General features: G+C 65.1%; 11 protein-coding genes, 2 tRNA genes and 3 pseudogenes. 11 read left to right on the top strand and 5 right to left on the bottom strand.

Going from position 1 to position 15587, the window contains the following annotated elements:
- The first annotated feature begins 62 nt into the window (after positions 1-62).
- Positions 63-641: a hypothetical protein gene (locus tag ACOOHF_RS18235; protein WP_420462813.1), complete on the top strand. Its 579-nt coding sequence runs from the start codon at positions 63-65 to the stop codon at positions 639-641.
- A 974-nt stretch (positions 642-1615) separates the two neighbouring features.
- Here the strand turns inward: ACOOHF_RS18235 and ACOOHF_RS18230 are convergent.
- Entirely contained in the window at positions 1616-1906 is a 291-nt protein-coding gene (locus ACOOHF_RS18230; protein ID WP_420462812.1) for a hypothetical protein, read from the bottom strand.
- A 767-nt stretch (positions 1907-2673) separates the two neighbouring features.
- Between ACOOHF_RS18230 and ACOOHF_RS18225 the strand changes: the two genes are divergently transcribed.
- The 6 genes and pseudogenes from ACOOHF_RS18225 to ACOOHF_RS18200 all read left to right on the top strand — a co-directional run.
- Positions 2674-2889 (top strand): plasmid mobilization protein, encoded by a 216-nt coding sequence (locus ACOOHF_RS18225; RefSeq protein ID WP_420462811.1) that lies wholly within the window; start codon positions 2674-2676, stop codon positions 2887-2889.
- A 353-nt stretch (positions 2890-3242) separates the two neighbouring features.
- Entirely contained in the window at positions 3243-4955 is a 1713-nt protein-coding gene (locus ACOOHF_RS18220; protein ID WP_420462810.1) for a hypothetical protein, read from the top strand.
- A complete protein-coding gene (locus ACOOHF_RS18215) occupies positions 4955-7135 on the top strand; it encodes a hypothetical protein (protein ID WP_420462809.1) in 2181 nt (726 codons plus the stop codon). The genes ACOOHF_RS18220 and ACOOHF_RS18215 overlap by 1 nt, the downstream gene beginning before the upstream one ends.
- Before the next feature lie 333 nt (positions 7136-7468).
- Entirely contained in the window at positions 7469-10315 is a 2847-nt protein-coding gene (locus ACOOHF_RS18210; protein ID WP_420462808.1) for a class I SAM-dependent DNA methyltransferase, read from the top strand.
- A gap of 303 nt (positions 10316-10618) precedes the next feature.
- Positions 10619-10957, top strand: coding sequence for a plasmid mobilization protein (locus tag ACOOHF_RS18205; RefSeq protein WP_420462807.1), 339 nt, complete (start codon positions 10619-10621; stop codon positions 10955-10957).
- Positions 10947-11336: pseudogene (locus ACOOHF_RS18200) on the top strand (relaxase/mobilization nuclease domain-containing protein); the annotation flags it as partial. The gene ACOOHF_RS18205 and the pseudogene ACOOHF_RS18200, both read left to right, overlap by 11 nt.
- Here the strand turns inward: ACOOHF_RS18200 and ACOOHF_RS18195 are convergent.
- Entirely contained in the window at positions 11304-11687 is a 384-nt protein-coding gene (locus tag ACOOHF_RS18195; protein WP_420464411.1) for a hypothetical protein, read from the bottom strand. The pseudogene ACOOHF_RS18200 and the gene ACOOHF_RS18195 overlap by 33 nt on opposite strands.
- Here ACOOHF_RS18195 and ACOOHF_RS18190 point away from each other — a divergent pair.
- Positions 11680-12180, top strand: coding sequence for a hypothetical protein (locus ACOOHF_RS18190; RefSeq protein ID WP_420464410.1), 501 nt, complete (start codon positions 11680-11682; stop codon positions 12178-12180). The two genes, ACOOHF_RS18195 and ACOOHF_RS18190, sit on opposite strands and share 8 nt — an antisense overlap.
- Before the next feature lie 9 nt (positions 12181-12189).
- Positions 12190-12381 carry a hypothetical protein gene (locus ACOOHF_RS18185; protein WP_420464409.1) on the top strand — a complete coding sequence of 64 codons (192 nt, stop codon included), beginning with the start codon at positions 12190-12192 and terminating at the stop codon, positions 12379-12381.
- Positions 12382-13205: 824 nt separating this feature from the next.
- On the opposite strand, the gene ACOOHF_RS18180 is transcribed toward ACOOHF_RS18185, so the two are convergent.
- Positions 13206-13403 (bottom strand): hypothetical protein, encoded by a 198-nt coding sequence (locus tag ACOOHF_RS18180; protein ID WP_420462806.1) that lies wholly within the window; start codon positions 13401-13403, stop codon positions 13206-13208.
- Between the two features lie 209 nt (positions 13404-13612).
- On the opposite strand from ACOOHF_RS18180, the gene ACOOHF_RS18175 reads away from it, so the two are divergent.
- Both ACOOHF_RS18175 and ACOOHF_RS18170 read left to right on the top strand, forming a co-directional pair.
- Positions 13613-13684 (top strand) — tRNA-OTHER (locus ACOOHF_RS18175).
- Between the two features lie 13 nt (positions 13685-13697).
- Positions 13698-13770 (top strand) — tRNA-Asp (locus ACOOHF_RS18170).
- 192 nt (positions 13771-13962) lie between these two features.
- Here ACOOHF_RS18170 and ACOOHF_RS18165 read toward each other — a convergent pair.
- Both ACOOHF_RS18165 and ACOOHF_RS18160 read right to left on the bottom strand, forming a co-directional pair.
- Positions 13963-14508 (bottom strand): annotated as a pseudogene (locus tag ACOOHF_RS18165) (IS1595 family transposase); the annotation flags it as partial.
- 1 nt (position 14509) lies between these two features.
- Positions 14510-15172: pseudogene (locus tag ACOOHF_RS18160) on the bottom strand (PKD domain-containing protein); the annotation flags it as partial.
- Between the last annotated feature and the right edge of the window lie 415 nt (positions 15173-15587).

Here is a 15587-nt window from a genome sequence, read left to right as displayed (position 1 = left end):
GACCCACGGTGCGTGAATGGAGATGAAGGAGGCTCGGAAGAACTCAGAGGCCACCGCCGACGATGCACATTCCCCTCACGAGCGACCAAGCGCTAGATCTCGCTCAGCGCTACAGCGAGCTTCCGTCCTATGAGGCCGGAGTCTCGAACGGCCAGGCGGACGAGCAGATCGAAAGGCGGTTTCAGACAATCCGTGGCCGGGGGCACATGGTGCCTGAGGATCTGCGCCACATCGCCAAGTGGAAGTACCCGGGCAAGGCACTAGTAAACCTCGTCGAGAAGAACACGCAGATCGAAGTAACGGAGATCTCCCGGGCGTCGTTCTCGGCTACCACCGAGCGGCTACGCGTTGGCGCGCTGTTGGCTCTCCACGGCGTCGGGTGGCCGATGGCCAGTGTGATTCTCCACTTTGCGTTCCCCGATCGTTACCCAATGCTCGACAAGCGGGTGATGCGCGTGGTCGGAGTTCCCCACGCATACAGCTTCGCCCGCTGGGTCGAATACACGGATCTGTGCCGGGAAGCCAGCCGACGGCTCGAGGTGAGTCTGCGGGTCCTCGATCGGGCACTCTGGACGCTGGATCGGACAAGTACGCCCGACGGTACGACGGCCAGGCGACATGGCCTTTCCGTCGACCCGTAGGGGAACGGCCCCAGTCTGTCACACGACCCGTAAAGCTGAGGAATACCAGAGTACGATGAGAGAAACTGTCAACGATGTACCGGGAGTCCCGTTCCTTACGGTTGGCGGATTCAAGGGAAACGGCGGCAAACGCGGTGTCGTCATCTGTCCATTCGCTTGCGGAATCCCCCGAGGGTTTCATGTCCATGGAAATGGCCCTGGGCGGTGCCGAGCTCATTGTGTAACTCGATCCGGGGAGTACGATCTGCGGCCAGCCACTCCCGCTGAAGCAAGATTGATCCAGCAGGTATACGACAACCACCACGAGACTCTAGAGCGTCCAACCTGTGCGTCCTGTGGCCAGCCGCAACCTGCCATCGCCCAAGCGGAGTAGAGCTGGAGACAAAGCTGGTCAAGGGGTGCGCTCGACGGTGCCACTCGCCCTGACGGGGTCGCGCTGTGTAAGTGTAAGTGCGTGGAGTGCGTGCACCTAAGCAGGATTCGTCGCCCCTCAGAGCGGCGCTGGAGCCGCCTTCCCGCACAGGGGTCATTGGCTGGGAGCGGCCCCTTGGCGGGCGGGGGCCGGGGTGTGAATCGAGACATCGGCCCGAACCGTGAATCGGCCCCCGGAATCGGTTTCACACTCCGGTGCGGCCGCAAGTGGGAGCGCTGAGGCGTTGAATGGGGCTCCGGAAGTGGCACGTCGCCATGCTTGGTGCCGCCGCTCCGCCCGCAGCACTGTGGCTTGAGGGTCGATCCGATCGGGCGGGCGACCCGCCGCAAGCACTACACCCTCCGCCGCGATCCGGTGTCGCCGGACGTGGGGCTCCAACGCGCGACTGGGCCGCCAAGTGATGCGAACGCCACGACGCCGGCATCGAATCTCTCCCCGCTTGGGCACCCGCCAGCGGGGCGCCTTGGGTCCGACGACAGCGATGCGTCCTGCACCATGACGATGGCTATGGCCCCACAACTCGATCTCGACCGGCTGTTGCTCAGCGTCGGCGCCCGTGATCCATGCCGTCGGTGTCGAGCGCCTTGCGGTCCCCCTTCGATCCCGAGCGCAACTCCAATACCGCCGAGGCCAGATCCCGTCCCCGGGGGCTGAGTCTGTACAGAGTGGCGCTGCCCCGGTCCGTTGGCCGGGCCAGTCCCGCGCCCACGAGAGACTCGATCGCTCGCGCGGCCCTCTTCGCCCGACACCCGAGCAACCGCCGAACGGCGACCGGACCGAACGGCGAGCCATCGGCGAACTCGACCAGCACCCGCTTGGCGTCATTCGCCACGAGCGTCCACGCGAGCCCGGATTGGCGCGCCCGGGCGTCGGCCCCCGCCTCTCCCCGGCGAGCCGCTCGGCCTCGTCCGCCGCCTCGGCGATCGTGCGGAACCCCGGTCCCGACCGGTCGGCTCCCGTCGAGACTTTCCGGGAAGCGGGCACCACGTACCACCGGTCCGCGCGATCGTCCTTGCCGTCCATGTAGTGGCCGCGCTCGATCCGGTACCCGGACACCTCGGCGCGGAACCGGTGCGCCCGCAGAATGACACCCTCGTCGAAATCGCTCAGCGGTTGTACCCCGCGTTGAAGAGAGGGCCCGGGAGGAAGCCGGGTCAATGGCGCGTTGGAGGGTCGCGGCCGTTTCGCACGGCGTCCGGGACGTCATTTCCCCGACCGGGCGGCCGAGGAGACGAATCGCGCTCGCGGGGCGGCTGAAGCTGCGCTGGCTCAGCCGATCCGGAATAGGGTCGAAGCCGCGCACCCGCGCACCGATCCCTTCGAGCGGGGAGGTCGGCTTGTGGACGATTGGGCGGCCTATCCGACCGACGATGGGTAGGCCTTCGTCCGCCGGTTCGGGCCGTGCGCTGAGAGGCGCTTCTGCGGCGTCCGCCGGGCTGACTCGGAACACCTTACGGTGCCTAAGCAGCATACTCCGTGTCGTACACCGGGACTGGCGAGGGGGTGGCCCTGCCCCCCCTTCGATCCCCCCAAGGTCTGCGCGCCGTTGAAGCGCGCGGGCGGGGGCTTTGCCCCCCCTCCCCCGTGTCGACCGGTCCGATGACTGACCGGCGCACCGCTACCGTCACCGCCCGCGTGTCGGCGGCGGAGCTCGCCGACTGGCGGGCCAAGGCGAAGGCCGCCGGCGTCCCGCTCTCCGCGCTGATCCGGCGGGCCATGGCGCGCACGCGGATGTGGACCGCTCCGGCAGCGGACATCGAGCGCGAGCGCACCCGGCAGATCGCGCGGATCGGCAGCGGACTGTCGGGGGCCTGAATCCTGGCAGGTAATCGTCTAAAATCATACAGGACTGCACGATCTGCGTTTCTTGCCGTGGGGCCGTATCTCGGTCCACCGTATGCTAATCGCGGGAGAATCGCCATCAATTGGCGGGAATGCCGGGCATTCCGAACGGACGCCAATAGGCTCAGCTGCTCCGCGTGATGCCCGCTGGAGTCCTCATGTCTGAACCTTCCGACTCGCCACCTCTAGAGCGCCTACGTTGGCCCCGGCTCGCCGCCCGAATCGCCATCGACTTCCGCGCTGATCGGTTCAGTCGGTGCGTAACATTACGTTGTAATGTACATTCATTACGTTCCCGTTTGCGTCCACTCAAACAGACATCCGGTTTGACCGTCATGAACCTAACGATTGCGGAGTTGGCTGTTGCTGTGGAACGGAGCGAGACGTACATCCGCCAACATATTCACAGGAAGCATCTGGCTGTGATCAGAGAGGGTCGCCGCGTGTACGTGGAACTCGATGAGGCGCGGCGTTGGGCCGAGGAGCGAGGAATCTCGTTCCGGTCGCCGGTTCGCGCCGCGATGGCAATGACGCCCATGTGGGATCGAGCGGCCCGGATGACTGTGTTGGCTTGGAAGGCACCTAGCGGCCAGCTTCGGAATCTATTCACGCTGGCGCGCCACCGCCGCAAGGATGGTTTGGGACCCTGGCGGAGCGAGCCTGACGAGGATTGGCGGATCGAGCAGCTCACGCGCGATCTCCTTCTGCTGGCCTTCGACGCGTCATGGAAACGCTGCGAACCCATAATCGACCGTGTCTTGGATTCTGGAACCCTGCACGCCGAGGATCTAGAAGTCGAGTATGCCTTGGAATCCGTCCCTCGCCGCCACTGGGCGTATCGCGACCAGCGGGGGCCGCTCAACCGCTGCCTGCGCTCGCCGTTCGCGAGACACAGCGCGGAGATTATCGAGTACTGGAGCTTCGAGGACCAACCTCGAAAGGACTGGCGGGAGGAACTGGAATCGTCCTTGAGCCCAAGGCGATCGCTGTTCGCGCGCCTAGGATTCCCGCTGGTCCATCGCTCGGACAGAGTCGGAAACCTCATGATCGCGCGTGCGGAGGATGGCATCGTGTGCGATCTCCACGGGCCTCATGGCCGGACGTTCACTCTCCTCGTGGAAGCCGAGGGCTACACACTTGGTTCGCATCGTGGAACGGTATGGGCCAGCCACAGCGGCGACGACGTGCTCCGACGGCAGATTGCGATCACCCCCGGCGAGACAACGATCCCCCTCGATTCGGATGTAGACAGCGTCGGGCTTGCAGTGTTCCGGGTCGCCGATGGCCAGTGCGTCGATCTGATGAGCCATCACCTGTTGATGGAGGTGTCCGGATCGCTTGACGTACAAACGGGGCCGACGATCCGCCTCCAGGACCGTGGGCGCAAGATCGCTCACGAGGTCAACCCGTTCCACCATTCTTCCAGCATAAGGGTGCGCGCCGATGAGAGTAGTCCCGAACTAGACCGGAGAATCCGCCAGCAGCGGCTCGATCACCTTAGCCACCAGCGGGAATCTGCCGCTCGGCGGACGGGCGATTTCGTCCGCTTCGGGTCCGGCAAGTGGAATCAGGTGATCGCTCACCTTCGTAGAATACTCGCAGCGGATCGCGATCCGCAATTGCCGATCTATTTCGCCGATCCCTACTTCATGGACTCCGCGAAGCAGCCCGACGAGATCAAGCTGTGGCTCGACGTGTTCGCGGCGACGGCGGAAGCCCCCCTTCTCATTCTTTGCGGCAAGAGGCGACAGGCTGGCGGCCTGCCGCGATGGTGGTCGAGCGCTCCCAAGCCGATCATTTCTCATGTGCGGGTTCGGGTCGTTACTAGGCACGGCGACGGGAAACCGGCGTTTCACGATCGTTACCTGATTACACCGAAGCGGGAGGTCTTGATCACGCATTCGGTCACCGGATGGGCGGGCGACGGAGTGACGTTCGCGAGCCTACCGTATGGCGTCTACCGTGCCGAAGCGGAGCGGTTTTGGTCGATGGATCTCCAGTGCAGCGCGGCGGAAGCCTACGTCGAGGAGTTGTGCTGATGTCGCCCGGCATCGGTGTCGGTCCGCCGCTATCCGATCCAGCCGCAGAAGTCGCCTGGCGCATCTTCGGTGTCGGCGAGTCGCCGCTCAAGGGTCGGTCGTCCTACAAACTGATTCGTCCGATCGTCGAGCGTCATGTCGCGGTCGCAGACCGGCATGGGGTGATACGCGAGATCGAAGCTTGTTTCGAGTCGCACGGGGATCGACATTGGCTTCGCCCGGAGATGAAGGAGCGGATGGCGGAAGCGGTCCTGGATGGAATCGGATCGTCGAACCAGTCGGAGGCGGCGGTGTGGGCGATTGGTTCCATCAATTCCGAACTTGCCATCAGCCGGATTCGTTCCAAGTGGTCCGCCGCCGCAATCGACGGCTTCGTGCACGCGGCGCTCGGAAGCCTGAAGACAGCGTGTGACCGAAACAGGGTTCTCGATCCGAGCGGTGGTTTTGGCTTGGATCTCGATTCTGCCGGTGCGGAGATTCCGGCCGATGCCTTCGTGCGAGAAGGGAGGATCGAGACCTTTCAGAATCTCGCGAATCAGGGTCTTCGCTTCGTTGTGGGCGGCTTGCACCGTGCCGTCGACAACTTAATAGAGCTGTCCGTGGCCCTGCGTCCAGATCTCTTTGGCCTCGTAGTCGAAAAACTTGAACATCCGGTGGTGCGGGCCAAGGCGGCTCGATGCGCGGTCGAGATTGCCCGGCGCTCGAACCATCGAGCGACCTTGGATTGGATCCAAGCGGACGCATGTCCGGCACAGATCGCGTTGGCGCTCGTGCATTCGCTCGAAACCGTCAACGCTCTGGACTACGACCTGCGGTCCACAGTGCGTGAGGACGTGGGCGCACGCGCGTGGGCTACCGAACTCCGTCCTGCTCACGACGACCTCGACGCGGCGGCCGAGAGCCTGCTGGCCGGATTGGCTGACCGGCTGTTGGCGTTAAGGTCGCCGGTCTGCGTCCGGTGGATCGGTGAACTGCTCGGCGCAGCGGGTCGCTCGCTGCATTCGCATGGCGACGACAAACCGCTCCGCGTCCACCAGCTTGAAACGGCGTGCACCGAGGCTCTTATGCGCTTGGTTCACCAATCCTGGTCCGGCGAACTGCTAGAGATCCTGATGGCGGGGTTACGCAACGACCCTCGCGCTACGTGGACTCGCCACCTGGGCGGCCTCGCCTGGGGTCTGCGCGAGTCGGCACCGAGGCGCGCCTCTGAGGTCGCCCGGGCCGCTCTCGTTGGTCACGAGGGCCACGTTGAATACGTACTGGAGCACAACCTGCCGATGCTGGATTGGCGCTACTGGGATCACCGGGAGTGGATCGGCGGCCTGGGCACCTGCTTGGCCGTAGCGGACCGCACACTCGATCTTCGGGAATGGGCCGTGGACCGGTGCCAACAATTGCCTCTGAGCGTCTGGGATGCGGATGCTCAAGAGGATCACCGAACGTTCATCACGGCTGAACGACTGGCTCGGCACTGGTTTCTCGTAGCATTCCACGCCATTCCACGGCTTGAGGAACTTGGTAGGATGGTCGATCCGGCGGGGGTCCTCTCCCTAGCCGAAACGTTCCTGGACCATTGCCGTTACGCGCAACCGTATGTCGTCGGACATCCTGCGTCCTCAGTCGCGGCCGAGCTCGCGGCCCGTTGCGCAGTTGAGTTCGGAGATCCAAGCGAGCGGTGGCTCCTTGATCTCGCTAAGCACCCCGCGGCGGGGGCGCGCGTCTTGTGGGCAGTGATCGACCAGGGCAGGCGCAAACTCGAGAGAGCAGGCGACGGTGGAGCGGCGACGCTCCTGAACGAGATGTTCCTCCCCGAACTTGCCTCCATCGCGTCGGATCGTTTTGGAGATGGAAGGCGATGTCGCCTCGATGCCCTCGAATACTGGGGACGCCTGTGGTTGGCGCTGGGCAAGATGGATGAGGCCGAGCGGGCCGCGCTCGCGATTCTCGCATTCCCGGCAAAGCTCCTTGCCCGCGGACACACCATTCTCTCCCTGAAGCTGCTCGCGCTAGCGGCTGGCAAGCGTGGGCTAACCCACCCGATCCAGGATCGCCTTCGATCCCTATACCACGAGTTGTGGTCGGTCTTCACGCCCAACGAGGAGCGTTTGGACCGAGAACAGGTCGACGCGTTGCTGAAGGGCCTTTCACACGGCCTGTTGCCTGCTCGGACTGCGCGATGAAGCACCCTCGCGGCCAGCCACCACGGCCTGGCGTCACGGCCCAGACTCCCTCCACGGTTGGTACGAGTGCTAGTTGCTGGTGCTAGTCCGCTAGCGGCGCGTAGCGCGACGTGCACTATCGAGATGCTGGGGGTGCGCGTTCGGACCGCCTCGACCACATCCGCCCACCCCCGACGCTTCCCCAAGTGGTGATACGTTCATCTTAGGCGGCAAGCGCCCATGAGAAGGCCTTGAGGTCCGAAGTGGATCGCCGAGCGTTGGACACACCCTCAGCTTCGGGTTGAATCGCAGCGCATGGCCCGCCGAGTCTCGCGGCAAGCGGAGAATCCCACGGTGACCCCGAACGAGTTCATTGCGAAGTGGCACGCCTCGGAGTTGAAGGAGCGCTCCGCGGCGCAGGAGCACTTCATCGACCTGTGCCGCCTTCTGGGCGAGCCGACCCCGGCGGAGGCCGACCCCAAGGGGGACCGCTACTGCTTCGAGCGCGGCGCGCTCAAGGACTCCGGCGGCGAAGGCTGGGCGGACGTGTGGAAGCGTCACTGCTTCGCGTGGGAGTACAAGGGAAAGCGCGCCAACCTCGATGCCGCTTTCGACCAGTTGAGGCAGTACGCGCTCGCGCTTGAGAACCCGCCCTTGCTGATCGTCTCGGACATGAGACGGTTCCGGATCCGGACGAACTGGACCAACTCGGTCAGCAAGACGCACGAGTTCGAGCTTGACGATCTCGTGGACGGCGCGGTCCGCGACAAGCTCAAGTGGGCCATGTCCGACCCTGAGCGGCTACGGCCGGGCGAGACCCGCCAGACGCTTACGGAACGGGCCGCGAGGCACTTCGCCCGACTCGCGCAGTCGCTCCGCGACCAGGGCCACGGCCCGGAGGACGTGGCGCACTTCGTGAACCGTCTCGTGTTCTGCATGTTCGCAGAGGATGTGGGCCTGCTCCCCAACGACATGTTCACCCGCGTGTTGCTGCGGGCACGCCGACAGCCTGAGCGGTTCGCGGGCTTGGCGAAGAAGCTGTTCGGGGCGATGTCCACGGGCGGCGAGGTGGGACTTGAAGACGTGGATTGGTTCAACGGCGGGCTGTTCGAGGACGACGCGGCCCTCCCCATGGACAAGGGGCAGATCGAGACGACGCTGGCGGCCTCTGGACTCGACTGGTCGAGCATCGACCCCTCGATTCTCGGCACGCTGTTCGAGCGGGGCCTCGACCCCGACAAGCGCTCGCAGCTCGGAGCGCATTACACGGACCGGGACAAGATCATGCGGATCATCGACCCGGTGATCATTCGCCCCCTGCTTGCCGAGTGGAAGACCGCGAAAGCCGGGATTGCCAAGAGCATCGAGCGCGCGAACTCCGCGAAGTCAAAGGGTGCGGAGACGCGGAACCGCAGGCAGGCGGAGAACGCGCTCGGCGCGTTTTTGGAACGGCTTCGCAACTTCGCCGTGCTCGACCCGGCTTGCGGCTCGGGCAATTTCCTCTATCTCGCGCTCCACGCTCTCCACGACGTGGAGCACCAAGTCCAGTTGGAAGCCGAGGGGCTGGGTCTCCAGCGCGGCTTCCCTTCGGTCGGCCCCGCCAACGTGAAGGGGATCGAGTTGAACGCCTATGCGGCGGAACTGGCGCGCGTGTCGGTGTGGATCGGCGAAATCCAGTGGATGCGCCGCAACGGGTTTCCCGGCGCGCGGGAGCCGATCCTCGACCCGTTGGAGACGATCGAGTGCCGCGACGCGATACTGACGCACGATGGCGGGGAACCGGACTGGCCCGATTCGGATGCGATCATCGGCAACCCTCCGTTCCTAGGCGGCAAGCTTCTCATCACGAACCTCGGCGAGGAGTATGTGTCGGACCTGTTCCGGGTGTACGAGGGTCGCGTGCCCCGCGAGGCCGATCTGGTGTGCTACTGGTTCGTGAAGGCCGGTGAACGGTTGGGGGAAACCACGAAGCGGGTCGGGTTGGTCGCGACGAACTCGATCCGGGGTGGAGCGAACCGGCGGGCGCTCGAACGGGCAACCGACGGCAGGTCGATCTTCGACGCGTGGAGCGACGAGCCGTGGGTGATCGACGGTGCCGCCGTCCGCGTCTCGTTGGTGTGCTTCTCGGCGGCGGACGGCGGAGTCGCGCCGGACCACCGCCTCGACGGCGAGGCAGTGGACGAGATCTACACGGACCTGACGGCCCGCCGGGGCGAAGCGGGCTTCGACCTGACCAAGGCGAGGCGGCTCGCCGCGAACGCGGGCGTGGCCTTCATGGGAGACACCAAGGCCGGACCGTTCGACGTTCCCGGATACTTGGCCCGCGAGTGGCTGCGCGAGCCCGCCAACCCCAACGGCCGCCCGAACTCCGATGTGCTGAAGCCGTGGATGAACGGCATGGCCATCACCCGGCGCTCCGCCGACAAGTGGATCGTCGATTTCGGACTATCCATGGAAGAGGGCGAAGCCGCTCTGTACGAAGGTCCGTTTCAGCACATCCGCGAACACGTCTTACCGGCATGGGAAAGGCAACGTCCAGCGGGGCGACGTAAGAGATGGTGGCTGCACCACCGGCCACGTCCCAAGATGTGGAAAGCCCTCGACGGATTCTCCCGGTACATCGTCACGCCCACCGTCGCCAAGCATCGCCTCTTCGCATGGCTCGACGCCCGCGTCTGCCCCGACCACCAGCTGATCGTCATCGCCCGCGAGGACGACACCACGTTCGGCATCCTGCACAGCCGGTTCCACGAGGCTTGGTCGCTCCGCATGGGCACTTGGCTCGGCAAGGGCAACGATCCCCGTTACACCCCCACCACTACCTTCGAGACCTTCCCCTTCCCGGACGGGCTCTCGCCGGACGTGCCCGCGACCGATTACGTCGCGGATCCACTCGCGAAGGCGATCGCTTCGGCGGCCCGGCGGCTCGTCGAGCTCCGTGACCGCTGGCTCAACCCGCCCGAGTGGGTGGAGTGGATCGGGGAACCCGTCGCCGACTATCCGGCGCGTCCGGTTCCCCGTGACAAGAAGGCTGGCGCCGCGCTCAAGAAGCGGACCCTGACCAACCTCTACAACGCCCGGCCACAGTGGCTCGTGGATGCTCACGCCCAACTCGACGCTGCCGTGGCCGCCGCCTACGGCTGGCCCGCCGACATCGCGGACGACGCGGTGCTGCACGAACTGCTTGCCCGAAACCGCTGATCTCGCCTACGAAGGGTAGCTGCCGGAGCTACCCGCAGCCGACCCGTTGAACGGGTTCCCCGGAGCGCTCGCGGTGGTGCTCCGCCACCGCATTGGCGTCGGCCGACATCGGCTCCGGGACATGTCGGCGACGGGCATGTCGGACGCCGCTAAGGCCGGGGAGCCAGCCTACGCAGTGTTGAACACTGCGGCCCGGCAAGGGGACGCTGCGCCCCCCTTAGAACCCCCGGCTTGTCGTCCCGCTGCCGCCGGGAGCGGGCGGGCGCGATGCGCCGCCCCCCGGACCCCGCTCGCGGTGCGCCCGTGGCTGAGCGGCGCACCGTCATGGTCGCCGCCCGCGTCACACCGGCCGAGCACGCCGCCTGGCAGGAAAAGGCGGCGGCCGCTGGCGTCTCTCCGTCCGCGCTGCTCCAGCGGGCGATGGCGCGGACGCGGACGTGGACCGCGCCGGCCCAGGCGATCGAGCGCGAGCGCACCCGTCAGATCGCGCGCATCGGCAACAACCTGAACCAGCTCGCTCGGTGGGCGAACACCCAGAAGACGGCGGCTGAAGCCGTCTCGGTGGTCGCCCACCTGGTGTCGTTCGAGCGGTCGCTGCTCGCTGCGGCCCGCATCGACGAGGACGCCGACGATGCACATTAAGTTCCTCCCGCACGGCAGGGGCTCGGCCCGGGCGGCGGTCGACTATCTCGTCGGCGAGCGGGACGCCGGGGGGCACAGGCGCGACGGCGTCCAAGTGCTGCGGGGGAGTCCGGACATGGTGGCCGCCGTGGCCGACTCGCTCGAGTTCGAGCGCAGGTACACGTCGGCCGTGATCGCGTGGGCTCCCGAGGACCGGCCGACCGAGGAACAGATCGAGGCCGTCCTCGACGAGTTCGAGAAGACCGCCTGGGCGGGATTGGAGCCGGACCGCTACGCTTGGACGGCGGTCCTGCACCGCGAGCGCGGCAGCGGCATCCATGCGCACGTCCTCGCCGCGCAGTGCGACCTAGAGACGGGCCGCAGCCTCAACATCGCGCCCCCGGGCTGGCAGAGGACCTTCGATCCGCTCCGCGACGCGTTCAACCACGAGCACGGCTGGAGCCGCCCGGACGACCCGGAGCGGGCCAGGGCGCAGCAGCCGGGCCACCTGGCCTACATCGAGGCCTCGAAGCTGCGGGCCGGGCTCGAACACGAACCCGATCCGCGCCAACTGATCCGCGACTACCTCGTGCAGCGCGTCGAACACGGCGCGGTGAAGAGCCGCGCCGACGTGCTCTCCGCCCTGGAGGAAGTCGGCTTCGATGTGCCGCGCCGGGGCAAGAACTATCTCACCGCTCTCGATCCGGACAGCGGCAAGCGGTGGCGGCTGAAGGGAGAGCTGTATGAGCACGACTTCCGGCCCGAACGACTTGACCTCGAGGCTGCGGCACCGGCTGGAGGCGGACCGCCAACAGATCGAGGAGACGGCCGCGCGCGAGCTCGAGCGGCTTGGCGAGAGCTTGAGCGCCGTCGCGAGCGGCGCGCTGCGTTCCATCGAGGCCGATACGGCGGAGGCGAACGCGCGGATGCGCGCGCTGCTGCTGAGAGCCTGGATGCGGCCTCTGGTGGTCGGCCTGAGCCTTTTTCTCGGTATCAGCGGCGGCAGTTGGGCGACAACGCACTGGTTGTGGAGGAGCATCGAACGCCGGATCGAGGCCTTGGCGACGCTGAACCTGCAGATCGACGAGGCCCGCTGGACGCTGACCGAGATCGAGGAGACGACTTGGGGCGTCACGCTGCGGGAGATCGACGGGGAGCGGTTCGTGGTGCTGCCGGCCGGAACGCTGGACGATCCGCCCTGGACCGTGCGCGGTCGGCCGGCCGTGAGGCTATCGAAAGAGTGAGGGAGCTGTATGACTGCGTTGGAGCGGCAGTTGACGGCGGCCTTGGAGAGGTTGTCCGCGCAGTACGAGATGGAACAGCGGCGGCAATCCGAGCAGGTCGAAGCCCTGGAGCGGCACATCGCGCAGTTGCACGGGCAAGTGACGCGCTTGGCCCGGGACTACGGGGCCCTCGCCGCGACGTTGGCCGGGCGCTGGAGATGATGCCCCAGCGCGGGCGAGACCGCGATCATGGGCCGAGCCGCTGATTGGATCTCGGCTGCGGAAACGCTGCGCCGCTGGAGGATCGGCACGGACCTCTCGGAGGCACGCTCTGGGATACTGGTTCGGAGCCTTTCGATTGGCGAGTATGTACTTGAGTTGACGGGCGACTTAGAGCTTCAACACGTTCGCACGGTATCAACGCCGCGCCCGCGCCTCGTCCAATTCCAGCCCGCCCCACTGCACCGATCCGCCATGCTGAAGGATCGCTAACGTAACTTCAAGCCTGTCAACTAGTAGTCGCGTTGCACTCATTCCGATAACCCCGTTCTCTTCGTATAGTCCTATTTTGAGTTGATGGGTCACCCCCATCAACTAGTCATAACCGCCGAGTACTCGCTTTGTCTGCTGTTTCGCCATAATGGCCATAGACTTCAACCTAGAATGACCCACATCCCGAAGCTGACGATACGTTGCGGGTCCGGCTTGACCAGACGCGTGACCTAACCTGACATGAAATAACAACGGCTGGCCCGATCCTGACTTCACAATAACCTGTCGTCGATAGCGATTCCAGTGACGTACTTCACTGGCAAATAACACGACCGCCAACAACCCAAGTGGAATCCACGCCCACGGAGAAGTGATAATGGGTATATTCTCGTTCACCCATGTTTGAATGGCCGGAAGCCAGTCATTTGTCCATCGACGCAGATCCTCGGGTATGCTAGGTAAGCTGATCACTGCCAACACGAAGGCCAAGGCAGCTAGAACCATGCCACTCCACTTAACGATGCGGCGTAGCACGGTACGCGGCAGAGGTTCACTCACGTTCGGTTGCCCCTTCCCTTCCTCCCAAGGTCGAACAGCGCCCACGCTAGCTTGCGCGGCGTCGCGCCATCGAAGCCCGGCGCTTCGGACGGACGCTCCTCCATCTCGTCCCACGCCTCCTCCAGCCGCGCCTTTGCCTCGGCCTTCTCTTCCGGCGTCATCACGTCCTCACGTTCCTTCCGTTCTTCGGTCATATCGACCCTCCTGTAGGGACCTTCTCATCCACTTAATCTACGCGGCTCCACATATACGGGACAACCCCATGAAACGAGACTTTTGAGTCGTTCATCAGGTATAACAGATGAAAACACCGCGACCATCGTATTATCTGATGGGGACAGTGGGGTACACATAGATGTAGAGAAGCCCGGTGGTGTGTGCCACCGGGCTTTCTCTCTCACTTGCGCGTGTGGGCAAATGGTACGTCGCTCGCCTCGCAAAGCTTGAGATCCCGGTTCGACTCCGGGCACGCGCTCTCAAAGGATCATGCCGCCGTAGCTTAATCGGTAAAGCACCGGAATTGTCACTCGGGCGATACGGGCTCGAAACCCGTCGGCGGCTTTTCACCTCAGAAGATAGATACACCAGTAACGGATACGGGGCAAGAACTAGGCCACAAGCTCCTTGTACATGAGCCGTCGCCCGGCCAGCCCGGCCCACCACATCATGCATCTGGCAAATGGTGTCCATGTCGCGGATGTTGTGACGGCCCGTGAACTCGTTCACGTAACGCTGCAGGTGCTTCCAACTCATGTAGTGGTAGGTGCCCATGTAACCGCGCTTCAGCATGCTCCAGAAGCTCTCCACGCCGTTCGTATGCGCCATGCCACGCACGTACTCGCCAACGCCATGCTTCACCGTCTCATGGTTATCGAGACCTTCGTAAGCGCGGGCTTCGTCGGTATAAGCCGTTGCGCCTTCGGCGCGGCGGCGCTCAACAAACTCCTGTAGCGTCGCCTTCGTCACGTCATCCACGACCTGGGCCTGCACACGCTTCGTCTTCCGGTCCTTGATGCCCACCACGGGCTTCTTGCCCACAGCGCCGCGTCCCTCGAACTGCTTGCGGCGATCCGCGTGCATGTTCTTGCGCTTCCCGCGAATGTAGGTCTCATCAACTTCGACCGGACCCTCGAACTCCTCGGGTGCCCACGCCCACGCCTCGCGCAGCCGGTGCATCATGAACCACGCCGTCTTTTGCGTCACGCCAATGTCCCGATGAAGCTTGAGGCTGGCCACGCCCTTGAGATTGGTCACGGACAGGTAGATGGCGATGGCCCACTGGCGATAGGTCACCTTCATCTCTCACCGTGAGCCGGAACGTGAGCCGCAGGGGACTGTTCGCCCGGGTCACGTCCGGCGCCGCGAAAGACGCGAACTGTGAGTTGGCGCCGACAAGGTCCACGTCCGAAACGTCCGTTTGCGTCCAGCTGAAGCTCAGAAAATCACTGTCGGCATCCTCGCTGCCGGAGCCGTCGAGGTGGACCAACGTCCGCTCATCCACCATCTGGTCGAGGCCAGCGCTCGCCTGCGGCAGCTGATTGTCGGTCGGGTCTCTCGTGTCCCTCGGATCCGAGATCGTCACGGTCGCCGGCGTCCCGTCCACCACGACCGTACCCGGACCCGTCCCGCTCGTCAGTGTGAGGATCACCGTCTCTCCGCCATCGGCGATGCTGTCGGGCGCTGCCACCAGCGCGACCGTGGCGCTCCGTGCGCCGCCGGTCAGCGTCACCTCGCCCGGCAGAGCCTCGTAGTCCACTCCCGGTGTCGCCGTACCGGACACCGTGTAGCGAACCGTCACGTCCCCCGAACCCGCCTTGCCGCTCACCGCCAGCGTGAACTGCGCCGTGTCGCCTTCGGTGACCGTGCCGCCCGTAGGAGCCGTGAGCGTCACCGAGAGCGTGTCGGCAGACTGCCGGAACACCGGACCGTCCGCCGCGGCGGGCGTGGGCGTGACGCTCGCCATGGCCAGCATGGGCGCGAGGAGCGCGATGAGCCGGGAGATGGCTCGCGCCACGGTGTGTCCCGCATGATGAACTTGGGCGGACGAAGGCGCTGCAGCGGTAGCGAGTGTCATGAACGTGTGTCCTCGTGGTGCCGTGACGTCCGGCTTGACCGGTTGTTCGCGTGGATGGATCCCCTCCGATTCCTGTATCCAGCGAACGGGCGAAACTTCGTTCGCCGCCGGTGAGCCGATCCACGCGATCACGGCCAGAGTTCTTCTGGGCGAGGACCTATAAGGTATTATGCAGCAGGATGTTGCAGATTAGATAAGGTCTGGGATCGCGTATTCTCGCGGGAGTGAGACCTATCGCCGTTCGGGGAGCCGGGGGAGGACCCCGGGGCGGCCCGACACGGCCGGATCAGGCGAGGCGGAGCTG

It is taken from the genome of Candidatus Palauibacter sp. (assembly GCF_965216145.1).
Classification (GTDB): Bacteria; Gemmatimonadota; Gemmatimonadetes; order Palauibacterales; family Palauibacteraceae; genus Palauibacter.
This window is presented reverse-complemented; position numbering and strand designations above follow the sequence as displayed.

Excerpts from the sequence above, each read along its gene's own strand:
- ACOOHF_RS18235 (WP_420462813.1), top strand. The coding sequence starts at position 63 with ATGCACATTCCCCTCACGAGCGACCAAGCGCTAGATCTCGCTCAGCGC.
- ACOOHF_RS18225 (WP_420462811.1), top strand. The coding sequence starts at position 2,674 with ATGACTGACCGGCGCACCGCTACCGTCACCGCCCGCGTGTCGGCGGCG.
- ACOOHF_RS18215 (WP_420462809.1), top strand. The coding sequence starts at position 4,955 with ATGTCGCCCGGCATCGGTGTCGGTCCGCCGCTATCCGATCCAGCCGCA.
- ACOOHF_RS18190 (WP_420464410.1), top strand. The coding sequence starts at position 11,680 with ATGAGCACGACTTCCGGCCCGAACGACTTGACCTCGAGGCTGCGGCAC.
- ACOOHF_RS18185 (WP_420464409.1), top strand. The coding sequence starts at position 12,190 with ATGACTGCGTTGGAGCGGCAGTTGACGGCGGCCTTGGAGAGGTTGTCC.
- ACOOHF_RS18180 (WP_420462806.1), bottom strand. The coding sequence starts at position 13,403 with ATGACCGAAGAACGGAAGGAACGTGAGGACGTGATGACGCCGGAAGAG.